The sequence below is a fragment of the Novosphingobium chloroacetimidivorans genome, assembly GCF_014204535.1.
GTDB lineage: Bacteria > Pseudomonadota > Alphaproteobacteria > Sphingomonadales > Sphingomonadaceae > Novosphingobium > Novosphingobium chloroacetimidivorans.
Window position 1 is genome coordinate 19,850 of sequence record NZ_JACHLR010000027.1, and the last position, 12,944, is coordinate 32,793.

Consider the following 12,944-nt stretch of genomic DNA (forward strand, 5'->3'; position numbering starts at 1 on the left):
CGCTTCAAAGGTTCAGCATCCCCGGGATCGCGTGTGTGGTGATCGACCGGCGGCAATGCTCGCCGAACGCTTCGACGGCCCGCGTCTTCCGGATGGTCTTGGCGGTGACCATGCCCAGCTTCATCGGCGGGAAGTCATCGTCGAGGTACAGGTAGGCCAGTTCACCGCCGTTCAGCGCGGTCGTGCTCTTGGGCCGTGCTGTGAGAAGCGAGAAGCCAAACCCCGACGCGACATAGCTGCGCACCGTCTCCGCCTGCTCGCTGCGGGCGACAATGTTCAGCGGCAAGCCGGCTTTCCGGAACAGCGATTCGAAATAGTCCCGGCTCACCGGTAAGTCGAGCAGCACGAAGGGTTGCCCGGCGAGGTCCTTGAGGCTCAGGCTCCCACTCTTGGCAAGCCCGTGCCGCGCGGGCAGCAGGACGTACGTCGGTAACAGGGCCAGCTGCTCGAAATTGAGGTCGACGCCTTTCTGTTCGTACGTCAGCGCGATATCGAGCTCGGCGTTGCGCACCTTGGCGATCAGCCCCGCCTCATCATCCTCGAACATCTGCAACGTGACCTTGGGGTGCGCCTCGGCGAAGCCGACGCACAGCTCGGGAAGGATCAGCGGGGCAAACGTGCGGAACGCTCCGATGCGCAGGGGGCCGCCGATGGTAGAGGTCACTTCGTCGGCCAAGTCCTGCAGCGTATCGGCCTGGCGCAGCAGATCGCGCGCCGCCACGAGGAAGCGCTGGCCCGCCGGGGTCAGCGAGAGACCTTGTGCGTGGTGACGGAAGAACAGCTGCACGCCGAACTCCGCCTCAAGCTGGGAGATCGCAGACGAGATCGACGGCTGCGAAATGCGCACCCGCTCCGAGGCGAGCGTGATGCTGCTCGCCTCCCCGGCGGCCACGAAGTAGCTCAATTGCTTGAGAGTGAAGCGCATCCTGCAGTCTCGGCTTGGTGTCGACGCGAGGTCGATAGCGCACCGCCATGAGCTTTGCACCTGCCGAGCCTGCGGTCTCAAGGGTCGCCGGGCACTCCGTAGGATGGCGCCTGCATCGGATCAATGCCGCGCGTCACGTAGTCGTGCATCTGCGGTTGCCACAAGACCCATAGGCTGTGCAGCCGTGTGATCGGCGCCTCATCCCAGTCCACGCGCAAGTCGACAAGCGGCCAGGACTCCCGATCGACGATCAGCAGCCCCGCCGAGTGGACCGGCCCTTCCTCGCCGCCGACCTCAAGCGCGCGATCCATGGCGGCGAGCAGTCGATCGGCGAAGTGAAGGTGCGGACGAGCAAGGAACGCCTCGACCATTGCGCGGGGCAAGGCCGGATCGACCAGCATGTTGCCCGCCGCCACCGCGTCCTGCGCGCAGTGATGGCTATGGCGCCCCAACGCCCTGGCGCCGCTGTGCGCGGCGGTGCGCCCTTGCGCGTCGACCACGGTCAGCTGTCGGAACGGCGCGGTAGTCCCCGCATGGGTAACGAGGCACGCAAGCGTCGCCTCGGCATTCAGACCTTGCGCGAGGAGATCAAGCCCCGCCGGTCCGAGCCGCGGGTCGGTGATGTTCTGGGTCGCAACTGCGCCCACGCCGGCACGGGCGTGGGCGCAGCGCGCGGCGACGGCAGGGCTGGATGAGGACAGCGCCATGCCGAACATCCCGGTTTGAGGGCACCGGGCCGCGATCGAAAAGGTCATTCGGGGATCACCGCCGTCGCTTCGATCTCGACGAGCCACTCGGGCCGGGCGAGCGCGCTGACGACGAGGCCGGTCGAGACTGGAAACACGCCCTTCAACCAGCGGCCCATCTCGCGGTAGACGTCCTCGCGAAAGCGGATGTCGATCAAGTAGACGACAACGCGGCAGACGTGCGAGAGATCGCCCCCGGCCTCCTTCATGAGCATCTCGATGTTAGCCATCGCCTTGCGCGCCTGCAGCGTTGCGTCACCTACATGGAGGCTCTCACGCGTATCGAGGTCCTGAGAGATCTGGCCGCGCACGAACACGGTGCGGCCACTCGCCACGACGGCCTGGCACAAGTCGTTATCCAGCTTCTGCTCGGGGTAGGTGTCTGCGGTGTTGAACGGGCGGATACGAATATGGGTGGGCATCGGTGTTTCCTCGTCGGATGTCAGGCAGCCGTGTCGGTGCGGGCTGCGGTTCGCTCGGCAATGCGCGCGGCGAGGCGATCGGCATCATGCCAGACGCCCCAGATGAAGGCGGAGGCGCGTCGCGTCAGCCACGGGAGCCCTAGAAAGAACAGCCCCGGCTCTTTCGAAACACCGCCGACGTGGACCGGCGCGCCCTTGGCATCGAATGTATCCGCATCGACCCAGCCGAAATCGAAGGTGAAGCCGGTCGCCCAGACAATCGTTTTCACGCCTGCAGCGGCAAGGTCCAGCTCGGTCAGCGGATCGGTCACGCAGTCCGGGTCGGGCAGCAATTGCCGCGCCTCGGGCTCTTCCGGCAAGTCCAGCCCATGCTCGGCAGCATACGCATCGGCCTGATCCAGGACCGACAGGAAATCGGCATCGCCAAGCGCGATGTTCCGCCCTAGGTCGCTCGCAAAACGCACCGCTCCATCATGGAACGCCTCGGTGCGGCCGACCAGCACGATGCCGCGGGACGCAAGCTCCCTGAAGTCGACTGTGTGCCCGCCGCGGGCACCGCTGACCGCAATCGTGACATGCTCCTTGCCGGGCACCACCTCGGTCGCATCCCAATGACCGAGCGCACCTAGCCACCAGCAGAAATCCTTCCCCCTGTAGCGGCGCGGGGGGCGGTTGTGCGGGCCGACCGAAAGGTAGACCTGGCGCCCGGCACCGGCGAGCTCGTCGGCGATCTGCACGCCGGACGATCCTGCCCCCACGACGAGCACACCGCCTTCAGCCAGTTGCGCGGGGTTGCGGTAAGCGCTGGAGTGCAGCTGCGCTACACCGGCATCGTCCGGCACGATCGGCGGAATACTGGCCTTCTGGAAAGGGCCTGTGGCAAACACGACATTCGTGGCCGCAATCAGGCCGTGGGTGGTCTCAACCATCCAGCCTTCACCCTGGGGATTACGCGATACCGCTGTCACGGTGACACCTTCACGCACGGGAGCATCGATTTGGCGCGCGAATGTCTCGAAATAAGCGACGACCTGGTCCTTGGTCGCGAAGCTGTCTGGATCGACGTTAGCGAACTCGAGGTCGGCAAAGCGATCGTGCCAGGCGGGGCCGTTGGCTACCAACGAATCCCAGCGACGGCTTCGCCAACTCTCCGCGACACGGTCGCGCTCGACAATCAGGTGCTTGAGGCCGCGTTTGGCCAGATGCGCGCTCATCGCAAGGCCTGCCTGACCGCCGCCGATAATCAGCGTGTCGACCGTGGAAAAAATCATGGATGCCCCTTCGATATGGCGCAGGCGTATCGGCGCACGGTGCGCTGCCCCTCCCCCAATCGGAGCTTTCGAACTTTCGAAAAATAACGAATTGGCTTGGCTTTGCTTCGGTTTTTCCGAATGGCCCGACGCCGCGAGAAATGCGGGAAAAGGGGACGCACTAGCCACGTTCATCCGCTGAAACTTCGCTGATGATCGTCGCTGCGGGTGGAGCTCTCACCCGATCACGCGTTATCTGTAGATTAAGGCGCCCAATGCGCGCCCTTAAACCCGATATCCGCACCGGCAAGCTCATCCCCGGCAATGTCGATCGACTTTCCAGCAAAGCGATCACGATCGGCAAGAACCGCTGCGGCAATCGTGCCGATCGTGAGCAGGGCGACCTGACGCCGATGAGGCGCGCCAACTCCTCCGTGCGCCGCCCTCACCTCAGCTTTCAGCAGTCGCCGATGCCAGCGCGCGGTAGCGGAAGTCGCGGAATCGTACTTCGCCGGTTCCGGCAGCATAAAGCCCGGGCTTCAAGGCGAGGAAGCCGCCCCTGACATTGTGGTGGTAGCCGGAAACTTCGGTGCCTTTTTCGAAGCGCCGCCAGGTCTGGCGATCCTGCGAGAGAAACAAGCTGACGATGTGGTTGCGATTGCGCAGGCGCATGAACAGGCGGCGCCCGTAGGCATTCGCAACGCGGCTATGTTCGATGCCATATTTGTGAAAAAGCAGCCCCTCGGCATCGACAGACAGCCCGCAATAGAGCCGATCATCGTAGAACAGCAGCAGCCCGCCACGCGCCGCGGTATCGCAGTCGATCTCGCAATCGAACTCGTAGGCCTGGTCTCCCGCGGTAAACAGCAGCGGCCGCGAGTTGGCCGGCGCTGTCCCGCTGCAGGCAAGGTGCAGCACGCCATTGCTGCGAGCAAGTCGCGCCGGCTCTTGTTCCGACGGACTGAAGAAATTCCACTGCGAGCCGTATTTGTCGGTCGAGAAATCATCGGACAACGCCAAGCCATGTGGCCCGAGCTGACCGGCGGCCGGCTTGGGCAGAGGCTGCGAAAGGTCGCCGCCGCCAAACGAAAACCAGCCGTCGTCCGTCCACCGGACCGGCGCCAGCAAAGTCTGACGGCCGAGCGTGTAGTAGCCGTTTTCATAGCCGTGATACACCGCCCACCAGTCTCCCGCCGGCCCTTCGACCAGGGTAGCATGTCCACGGGACCACCACTTCTCGCGGGCATCGGCTGTGCGGACGAGCGGGTTGCGGGGATGGTCTTGCCATGGCCCGTCGAGCGAGCGTGACCTTGCGGCAATCACCATGTGACCAGTCGGCGGTCCAGCGGTACCCCCGACGGCGAGCACCAGATAGTAATACTCCCCATGCCGGACGACCTTAGGGCCCTCCGGAGCCGCAGCCTCTACCTCCCAGTCCTCGGGGTATTTCCAGTGATCGTAGACGTGTTCGGGCGGGCCGACGCGCGAAAGGCCGTCAGCTGCGAGCCGCACCCTGTCGCCGCCTGAGAGAAACAGCCAGCGCGAGCCGTCATCGCCCACCGCATGCCCGGGATCGATGTGGTCCGGCCAATCGAGATCGACGGGATCCGACCAAGGCCCTTCGATCTTGTCCGCCCAGATCACCCAGCTTGTAGTGCGGGTGCCGGGGACCTTGGTTTCCCGTGTGGAGACGTAGATGAAGTAGCGGTCGCCGTGCCGGCACAGTTCGGGAGCCCAAACCGACCCGATATTCGCGTGCAAGACGCTGGCCAGGAGACGCCAGTTCACCAGATCGCGCGAATGCCAGATCGCGAGACCGGGGTATGCCTCAAACGTCGAAAAGGTCATGTAGTAGTCGCGGCCGTCCTTCAGGATCGAGGGGTCGGGATGGTCGCCGGCCATGATGGGATTCAGGAAGGTTGCGCCAAGGTCGGCCTTGCGCTGTCCTTCGATGCCGGCGTTCCAGCCGCCGGACGATGCCGCCCCAGGATTGGCTATCGTCTGCGCGCGACCGTCGCCCGCGCCGATAAGAAGGCCCGCGCCCGCCGAGCCGCCCAACGCGAGGAGTTCCCGTCGCGTGGCCTCGACGCCGTGAGGTCTGCCGGGCTTGCTTGCCATCGTTCTCTCCTGTCGCTGCGCCAGTTGTCTTGTTCAGACATACGCCGCTTGTGCCCGCCACGATTGCATTGCCGTCTTGGTAGCGCTACCAATTTCTCAAAGGCATGCCGGGGCCGATCCAGGTTCGGCAGGGATCGGGAGAGAGCAAATGTCCGACTTGAAGACCACTCGCCGTGACGTGTTCCTCGCCGGAGCGACCGTGGCCGTCGGCGCGGCTTTGCCTGGCGAGCTGGCACTCGCCAAGACTGCCTCTGCCGCGGTGGGCCGCAAAGTCGGACTTGGCCCCTGGGCACGCGGAATCGATGGGCAGCGCAACGGCGATCTTGGCAACGGCAAGTTCCTGAACCCGGTGTTGGCCGGCGACCATCCCGACCCCAGCATCCTGCGCGACGGCGATCGGTACTACAAAGTGTCGTCGTCGTTCGACTATTACCCAGGCCTGGTCGTCTGGCAGTCCAGCGACCTCGTCAACTGGACGCCTATGGGGCCGGCGCTGCGCAAGCCGGTAGGCTCGGTCTACGCGCCCGATCTCGTCAAGCACGATGGGCGCTATTTCATCTATTTCCCAGCCATCAACCGTCCGGGCGCGGCGGCCGCCCCGCCCCCCGGTCCGCCGCGCCCACCGATTGAGACTTACGTCGTTCATGCCGATCAGATCACAGGGCCGTGGAGCGACCCTGTTGCCATGAAGATCGGCGAAGGCATCGATCCCGGGCACGCTGTCGGCGAGGACGGCAAGCGGTACCTGTTCCTGGGCGGCGGACAGCGCGTTCCGATCAGCGACGATGGCCTGTCACGCACTGGCAAGGCAGAGAAAGTCTACGAGGGCTGGCAATATCCGGCCGATTGGGTGGTCGAGGGGTTCGAGGCCGAAGGCCCCAAGATGCTCCGCAAGGACGGTTGGTACTACATGGTATCGGCGGAGGGCGGTACGGCGGGTCCGCCGACCGGCCACATGGTGGTCGTGGCGCGCTCCCGCTCGATCCACGGGCCGTGGGAGAACTCGCCCCACAATCCGCTCGTCAGGACCTGGGACGTGCGGGAACCGTGGTGGTCGAAGGGCCACGCGACCTTTGTCGAAGACAAGGCCGGGAAGTGGTGGATGGTCTACCACGGCTACGAAAACGGCTTTCGCACGCTCGGCCGCCAGATGCTGCTCGAACCGCTCGAATGGGGGGCCGATGGCTGGCCTCGCGCATCACGAAACGATCTTTCCGCCCCCTTCCGGGCGCCCGCCGCGACGTTCAACGGACCGCACGGTGCGAGACGCTCCGGTGCATTCACAGACGGCGATTTCGGGCCGCGGCTACAGTTTTTCGGCCCCGGCGGGGATTATGCCGCCCGGGCGGAAGTGCGCACCGGCGCCCTGATCCTGAAGGGACAGGGCCGGGCTCCGGGCGATTCTTCCCCGCTGGCGATGAATGTCGGAGACCGGCGGTACGAGGTCACGGTCGAAATGGAACTGGAAGGCCAGACGCAGGGCGGATTGGTCCTGTTCTACAATCCGCGGTTCTATTGCGGGCTCGGCGCCGATGAGAAGCGCTTTACGGCCTACAAGCATGGCGCTGGCACGTTCCGATCAGCGGGCGCTTCGCCGGGGCGTCGCTTCTTCTTGCGGGTGGTCAACGACGAGAACGTGGCGAGTTTCTTCTCGAGCCCGGACGGTGCGAACTGGACGCTGGTCCGATCGTTCGAGGTGGCTGGATACAATCACAACGTCGCCGACGGCTTCCTGAGCTTGCGACCGGCGCTGTTTGTCACCGGCTCGGGCCAAGCGACGTTCCGCTCCTTGAACTATCAGGCGCTCTAGCCGCCTCAGATCGACGAAAGCTTCTGGGAGCGTGGACTCGTCCACGCTCCCAGAAGCTTTGTGTGTCGATAGACATCAGCCTTGCATCGCCTCGAGTTCCACGCCTTTGGTTTCGCGCACGAAGGCACGGACAAAAAAGAACGAGACCACTGCTGACAGGGTGTACGCGGCATAGGTGCCCGGCAGTCCCACGTTCTTGGCAAGCCAAGGGAAGCTAGAACTGACGGCGAAGTTGGCAAGCCACTGGGCGGCGCCGGCGATCGCCAACGCCGATCCGCGCATCTGGTTCGGGAACATCTCGCCCAGCATGACCCACATGACCGGGCCCCAACTGAGATTGAAGAACACGACATAAAGGTTGGCGGCGATCAGCGCGATGGTTCCGACATGCGCCGGGAGGGCGAGCTTGCCATCGACGAATGCGCCTTGGGCAAAGCACCAGGCAAGCATTCCGAGCGTCACGGCCATCCCCAGCGAGCCGATCAACAGCAGAGGACGCCGGCCGATCCGATCGACCAGTGCAATCGACATCAGGCACGCGGCGATGGAGACGACACCCGAAAGAATGTTGATCTTGAGAGCGTCTGCCTCGCTGAAACCCACCGCCTGCCACAGAACCGCGCCGTAATAGAACACGATGTTGATGCCGACCAGTTGTTGGAAAACGGCGAGGCCGATGCCGACCCAGACAATCGGCCGCCAGCCTCCGCCGGGTTTGCGGATGTCGGCCAGGCTGGGTGCGTGATCGGATTTCAACGACGCGGCGATTTCGGCAAGCTTCGGCTTGGCCGCTGTCGCGCCGAACAATCGCGCGAGTACGGACTCAGCTTCCACTAGTCGCCCTTTGGCCACCAGAAAGCGGGGGCTTTCCGGGATCAGCAGCAGCGTCACCAGAAACAGAAAGGCGGGGCCAGCCTGCACCCAGAACATCCAGCGCCAGGCTGGAAAGCCGCCCCAGAAGATCCCGAGCGACGAGCCCGCCGCGTTGGCGAGGTAATAATTCGCCAGGAATGCGCCGGTCAGGCCCGAAATGATCATCACCTGCTGCGCGCTGGACAGGCGGCCGCGAATATGAGCAGGGGTCACTTCGCTGATGTAGGCGGGCGACAAGACGCTGGCTGCGCCCACCGCGGCACCGGCAACGAACCGCGCGATGGCCAGGATGAGAGCCGATGGCGCGGCCCCTGACGCAAGTGCGCTCAGGATAAACATCGCCGCGGCGAGCATCATCACCGTGCGCCTCCCGAGAATGTCCGAGAAGCGACCGGCCATGAACGCGCCGAGCGCGCAGCCGGGTAACAGCGCACTGACGGTAAGGCCCAGCTGCGTTTCATTGAGGCCGAAGGCGTGCTTTAGGCCCTCCTGAGTGCCGTTGATCGCCCCTGAATCGTAGCCGAACATGAAGCCGCCGATCGTCGCGACGGCCACGATCAGCCCGATGAAGCCGAGGTTCGCCCGTTGTTCGCCAGCCTGCATGCTCTTACCCCTCCCGGCGCCATCGTCGCTGCGCGCCTGTGAGCGCTACCATCGCTATCGCCGCAACAAACGTCAAGCTGCCGAAAGCGGACCTGCGTGCGAGCCCCGTAGGATCAGTTCGAAGTCCAACTGGATGTGATGCAGGGGCGCCGGCAGCCCGGCATGGCGCCTCTTTATGGCATCGACGAGCAAGCGGACGGCTTGTCGAGCCATCTCCGCGATCGGTTGTCGGATCGTGGTCAGCTCGGGCCAGATCGTCGTCGCCATCGTCGTGTCGTCATATCCGCAAACCGTCAGGTCTCGCGGGATCTCGAGGCCGAGCCGGTGCGCGACGGACACCGCCGCCGCAGCCATATCGTCGTTGCTGGCAAAAATGGCCGTCGGCCGCGGGGTGAGCGAAAGTAGCTGCTCGGCAGCAGCAAGCCCCGACCGGTATGTAAAGTCACCGGCGACGATCAGCGTGGGATCCACCGGAAGCCCGAGTTCGCGGATCGCCTGTTCATAGCCCCTGAGCCGCATCGCGCTGCTGGCCTGGTTGGCATCGCCCGTAATCAGGGCGATCCGGCGATGGCCCAGCGCTTCCAGGCGGCGGACCATCGCACAGGCAGCCGCCTCGTCGTCGATCGTGACGGCATGGGCCAGCGCGGCGGGCGAGCCCGAGGCGATTTGCACAAGGGCCAAGCCGGCAGCCTGCAGCGCGTCCAAGAGCGACGTATCCTCGCAAAGCGGCGGCGGCAGGACGACGGCGTCGATCCGGTGGCGAACCAACCTTGCCACCAATGGGGCGACGCTCTCGGAGGCGAGGTAGGGTTCGACCGTAAGCTCGGCATTCTGTGCCGCAGCTTCGGCCAGGACGCCGACGAGCAACTCGCTCAGGTACGCCGCACTCGGGTTGGAAAACAGGAGAGCAATCCGGCATTGGGCGGCGCCGGCCAAGCTACGCGCGGCAAGGTTGGGAACGTAGCCGAGCTGTTCGACCGCGGCGCGCACCTTCGTTCGTGTCGCCTCCAGCACGTTCGGCTCGGCATTGATGACGCGCGATACCGTCATCAGCGATACGCCAGCCGCGCGCGCGACATCCGCCACGGTCGGCGCGCTTTGCGTCCGGCGTTTGCGTCGAGGTGCTTGGCCGCTGGTCATCGTCCCTGCCTATAATCGCCGCGGCAGGGCGGCAAGCGGCATCAAGCGACTTGCGCCCCAAGCGATGGTAGCGCTAACTCCGGCGGTGGAGAGCGATTCTGAAATGTATCTCGGCATTGATGTCGGCACCTCGGGTGTAAAAGCAATCGTCATAGACGCGGACGGCGTCCTGCGCGCGCAGCACAGTTCGCCGCTTGTCGTGTCGCGGCCCCATCCCCTGTCGTCTGAGCAGGATCCCTCCGACTGGTGGGCCGCCACCGAAATGGCGGTGCTGGGCCTTGCGCCCCAGATCCGCGCCGCGATTGCCGGGATCGGATTGGCGGGGCAGATGCATGGGGCGACCCTTCTAGGCGAAGACGGTCGCCCTCTGCGACCGGCGATCCTGTGGAACGATGGCCGCAGCTTTGCCGAATGTGCCGAATTGGAAGCGATCGAGCGCTCTTCGCGCGAGATCACCGGCAATCTCATCATGCCAGGGTTTACCGCACCCAAGTTGATGTGGGTGCGGCACAACGAGCCTGACGTGTTCGCCGGGGTCCAAAAGGTCCTGTTGCCCAAAGACTTCATTCGCCTTTGCATGACCGGTGACATGGCCACCGATATGTCCGATGCCGCGGGGACGATGTGGCTCGATGTCGGAGCGCGCGATTGGAGCGACGCCATGCTCGCCGCGAGCGGGCTGGTGCGCGCCCAGATGCCGCGGCTGTTCGAGGGTAACCAGATCACCGGCCAGCTTCGTGCCGACGTCGCCGCGCGCTGGGGCATGGGACGGGTTCCCGTCGCCGCGGGCGCCAGCGACAACGCTGCGGGCGCAGTTGGCGTGGGGGTCGTCCGCGACGGCGATGCCTTGCTGTCGCTCGGCACTTCGGGGGTGATTTTCGTCGCCACGAGCGACTTCCGCCCGAACCCCGCTCGTGCCGTCCACGCCTTCTGCCACTGTCTCCCGGGCATGTGGCACCAGATGAGCGTCCACCTCTCGGCCGCCAGTTGTGTCGACTGGGCTGCGAATCTTCTCGGCCTGGCCGGTCCCGCGGCGCTGTTCGACTTGGCCGAGGCCACCGGCGCGGGGACAGGCGGCGAGCTGTTCCTCCCGTATCTGTCGGGCGAACGAACACCGCACAACGATGCCCATGTCCGGGGCACCTTCCTCGGCCTCGACAATGCCACCGATGCCGGGCGCGTGGCCGTCAGCGTGCTCGAAGGCGTGGCGTTCGCCCATGCCGACGGACTCGACGTGCTGCGCGAGGCAGGCACCGCCGTCGAACGCCTCTCGGTCATTGGCGGGGGTAGCCGTTCACGCTTCTGGGGCACGATCCTCGCCTCGGTCCTGGGCGTGCCGCTCGACTATCTCGACGGCGGGGAAGTCGGCCCCGCGCTGGGGGCCGCGCGCTTGGCGCAGATGGCCGTCACCGGCGCTTCGGCCGCCGAGGTGTGCGTTCGCCCGCCCGTCAGCCATGTGATTGAACCCGATGTCGCGCTGGCCCAGCGCCTCGCACCCAAGCTTGCCAAGTTTCGCGCGGCTTATGCCGCGATCCGCGACCTTTGAAAGGAAGAGCCATGTCCGCCGACTATTTCGCCCCGTTCGACACCATCCGCTTCGAAGGGCCCGAAAGCACGAACGACCTCGCCTACCGCTGGTACGACAAGGACCGGGTCGTGATGGGCAAGCGAATGGAGGAGCACCTGCGCTTCGCCGTTTGCTTCTGGCACACCTTCTGCTGGCCGGGGAGCGACGTGTTCGGTGCCGGGACCTTTAACCGCCCCTGGCACGCCGGCCCCAACGATGCGGCCCGTGCCACCGCCAAGCGCGAGGCCGCGCTGGCATTCGTCGAGAAGCTCGACGTGCCGTTTTACTGCTTCCACGATGTCGATGTGATGGCCGATGCCGAGGACGCCGGCTCGTTCCGCTCCAGCTTTGCCGAAGCCGTCGATCATCTCGAGGAACTGCAAGGCAAGCACGGCCGCCAGCTGCTGTGGGGCACCGCCAACCTGTTCAGCCACCCGCGCTACATGGCGGGTGCGGCGACCAATCCGGATCCGGAGGTCTATGCCTGGGCCGCGATGCAGGTGCGCGACTGCCTGGAGGCGACCCACCGCCTGGGCGGCGCCAACTACGTCCTGTGGGGTGGCCGCGAAGGCTATGATACCCTCCTGAACACCGAGATCGGCATCGAGCAGGAGAACTTCGGCCGGCTTCTCAGCCTTGTGGTCGAGCACAAGCACCGCATTGGCTTCAAAGGCGCCATCCTGATCGAACCCAAGCCGCACGAGCCGACCAAGCATCAGTACGATTTCGACACCCAGACGGTTTACGCGTTCCTCAAGCGGTTCGGGCTCGAGAATGAGGTGAAGGTCAATATCGAGGCGAACCACGCGACGCTTTCGGGCCACACCTTCGAGCATGAAATCGCCATGGCCCGCGCCCTTGGCATCTTCGGTTCGATCGACGCCAACCGGGGCGATCCGCAAAACGGCTGGGATACCGACCAATTCCCCAACTCGGTCGAGGAAACCACCCTGGCGATGATCGAGATCATTCGCGCAGGCGGGTTCACCACCGGCGGATTCAACTTCGACGCGAAAGTTCGCCGCCAGTCCATCGACGCCACCGACTTGTTCCACGGCCACATCGGCGGCATCGATACGATCGCACGTGCGCTCCTGCGCGCAGCGGCCATCATCGAAGACGGCCAGCTCGATGCTTTCCGCCAGGAACGTTACGCAGGCTGGCGGGGCGAGACCGGCAAGGCGATCCATGCGCCCGAGGCCACGCTCGCCTCGGTAGCCGAACTTGCGATCCAAGCCAATCGCGCGCCAGAGCCGCGTTCCGGCCGCCAGGAGTGGCTCGAGAACCTGGTCAATCGGTTCTAGAGCGTCATCATTATGAGCGAAGACGCTCTAGGTTTTTGATGCCGCATTTTCCGAGCCATTGACCGTAAAGGGTCAACTTGGAAATGCCCCATGACGTGACCCCCTGGTATCCACCAGCACGGATTAGAGCCGGGCAGCTTTGTTACGCGTGAGCGCGGGTTGAGCAATGGCCTGCGCAGCGGAGCC

The 12,944-nt window shown here is 64.9% G+C and carries 10 protein-coding genes; 3 read left to right on the top strand and 7 right to left on the bottom strand.

From position 1 onward, the window contains the following. Positions 1–4: 4 nt before the first annotated feature. From HNO88_RS19610 to HNO88_RS19630, 5 genes are all read right to left on the bottom strand, one after another. Complete coding sequence (locus tag HNO88_RS19610) at positions 5–925, bottom strand: LysR family transcriptional regulator (protein WP_184249847.1); 921 nt, start codon at positions 923–925, stop codon at positions 5–7. Positions 926–1,002: 77 nt separating this feature from the next. Beyond that, positions 1,003–1,680: a DUF1028 domain-containing protein gene (locus HNO88_RS19615; RefSeq protein WP_184249850.1), complete on the bottom strand. Its 678-nt coding sequence runs from the start codon at positions 1,678–1,680 to the stop codon at positions 1,003–1,005. Beyond that, positions 1,677–2,093 carry a RidA family protein gene (locus tag HNO88_RS19620; RefSeq protein WP_184249853.1) on the bottom strand — a complete coding sequence of 139 codons (417 nt, stop codon included), beginning with the start codon at positions 2,091–2,093 and terminating at the stop codon, positions 1,677–1,679. The genes HNO88_RS19615 and HNO88_RS19620 overlap by 4 nt, the downstream gene beginning before the upstream one ends. 20 nt (positions 2,094–2,113) lie before the next feature. Further along, entirely contained in the window at positions 2,114–3,538 is a 1,425-nt protein-coding gene (locus HNO88_RS19625; protein ID WP_246382126.1) for a flavin-containing monooxygenase, read from the bottom strand. A 255-nt stretch (positions 3,539–3,793) separates the two neighbouring features. After that, entirely contained in the window at positions 3,794–5,461 is a 1,668-nt protein-coding gene (locus tag HNO88_RS19630; protein WP_184249856.1) for a family 43 glycosylhydrolase, read from the bottom strand. A gap of 148 nt (positions 5,462–5,609) precedes the next feature. Here HNO88_RS19630 and HNO88_RS19635 point away from each other — a divergent pair, with 148 nt between their 5' ends. Beyond that, positions 5,610–7,271, top strand: a complete 1,662-nt coding sequence (locus HNO88_RS19635) for a family 43 glycosylhydrolase (protein ID WP_184249860.1) — start codon at positions 5,610–5,612, stop codon at positions 7,269–7,271. A gap of 75 nt (positions 7,272–7,346) precedes the next feature. On the opposite strand, the gene HNO88_RS19640 is transcribed toward HNO88_RS19635, so the two are convergent. Both HNO88_RS19640 and HNO88_RS19645 read right to left on the bottom strand, forming a co-directional pair. Continuing rightward, a complete protein-coding gene (locus HNO88_RS19640) occupies positions 7,347–8,747 on the bottom strand; it encodes a sugar porter family MFS transporter (RefSeq protein WP_184249863.1) in 1,401 nt (466 codons plus the stop codon). A 72-nt stretch (positions 8,748–8,819) separates the two neighbouring features. Further along, positions 8,820–9,887, bottom strand: a complete 1,068-nt coding sequence (locus HNO88_RS19645; protein WP_184249866.1) for a LacI family DNA-binding transcriptional regulator — start codon at positions 9,885–9,887, stop codon at positions 8,820–8,822. Positions 9,888–9,990: 103 nt separating this feature from the next. On the opposite strand from HNO88_RS19645, the gene xylB reads away from it, so the two are divergent. Both xylB and xylA read left to right on the top strand, forming a co-directional pair. Next, the gene (gene xylB, locus HNO88_RS19650) at positions 9,991–11,433 is read left to right on the top strand and encodes a xylulokinase (RefSeq protein WP_184249869.1); all 1,443 of its coding nucleotides are present in this window, start codon (positions 9,991–9,993) and stop codon (positions 11,431–11,433) included. Between the two features lie 11 nt (positions 11,434–11,444). Further along, entirely contained in the window at positions 11,445–12,758 is a 1,314-nt protein-coding gene (gene xylA / locus HNO88_RS19655; protein WP_184249871.1) for a xylose isomerase, read from the top strand. The last annotated feature ends 186 nt before the right edge of the window (positions 12,759–12,944 follow it).

Bases quoted from the DNA above. Each gene is read 5' to 3' on its own strand.
- HNO88_RS19610 (WP_184249847.1), bottom strand. From the start codon at position 925: ATGCGCTTCACTCTCAAGCAATTGAGCTACTTCGTGGCCGCCGGGGAG.
- HNO88_RS19615 (WP_184249850.1), bottom strand. From the start codon at position 1,680: ATGACCTTTTCGATCGCGGCCCGGTGCCCTCAAACCGGGATGTTCGGC.
- HNO88_RS19620 (WP_184249853.1), bottom strand. From the start codon at position 2,093: ATGCCCACCCATATTCGTATCCGCCCGTTCAACACCGCAGACACCTAC.
- HNO88_RS19625 (WP_246382126.1), bottom strand. From the start codon at position 3,538: ATGAACGTGGCTAGTGCGTCCCCTTTTCCCGCATTTCTCGCGGCGTCG.
- HNO88_RS19630 (WP_184249856.1), bottom strand. From the start codon at position 5,461: ATGGCAAGCAAGCCCGGCAGACCTCACGGCGTCGAGGCCACGCGACGG.
- HNO88_RS19635 (WP_184249860.1), top strand. From the start codon at position 5,610: ATGTCCGACTTGAAGACCACTCGCCGTGACGTGTTCCTCGCCGGAGCG.
- HNO88_RS19640 (WP_184249863.1), bottom strand. From the start codon at position 8,747: ATGCAGGCTGGCGAACAACGGGCGAACCTCGGCTTCATCGGGCTGATC.
- HNO88_RS19645 (WP_184249866.1), bottom strand. From the start codon at position 9,887: ATGACCAGCGGCCAAGCACCTCGACGCAAACGCCGGACGCAAAGCGCG.
- xylB (WP_184249869.1), top strand. From the start codon at position 9,991: ATGTATCTCGGCATTGATGTCGGCACCTCGGGTGTAAAAGCAATCGTC.
- xylA (WP_184249871.1), top strand. From the start codon at position 11,445: ATGTCCGCCGACTATTTCGCCCCGTTCGACACCATCCGCTTCGAAGGG.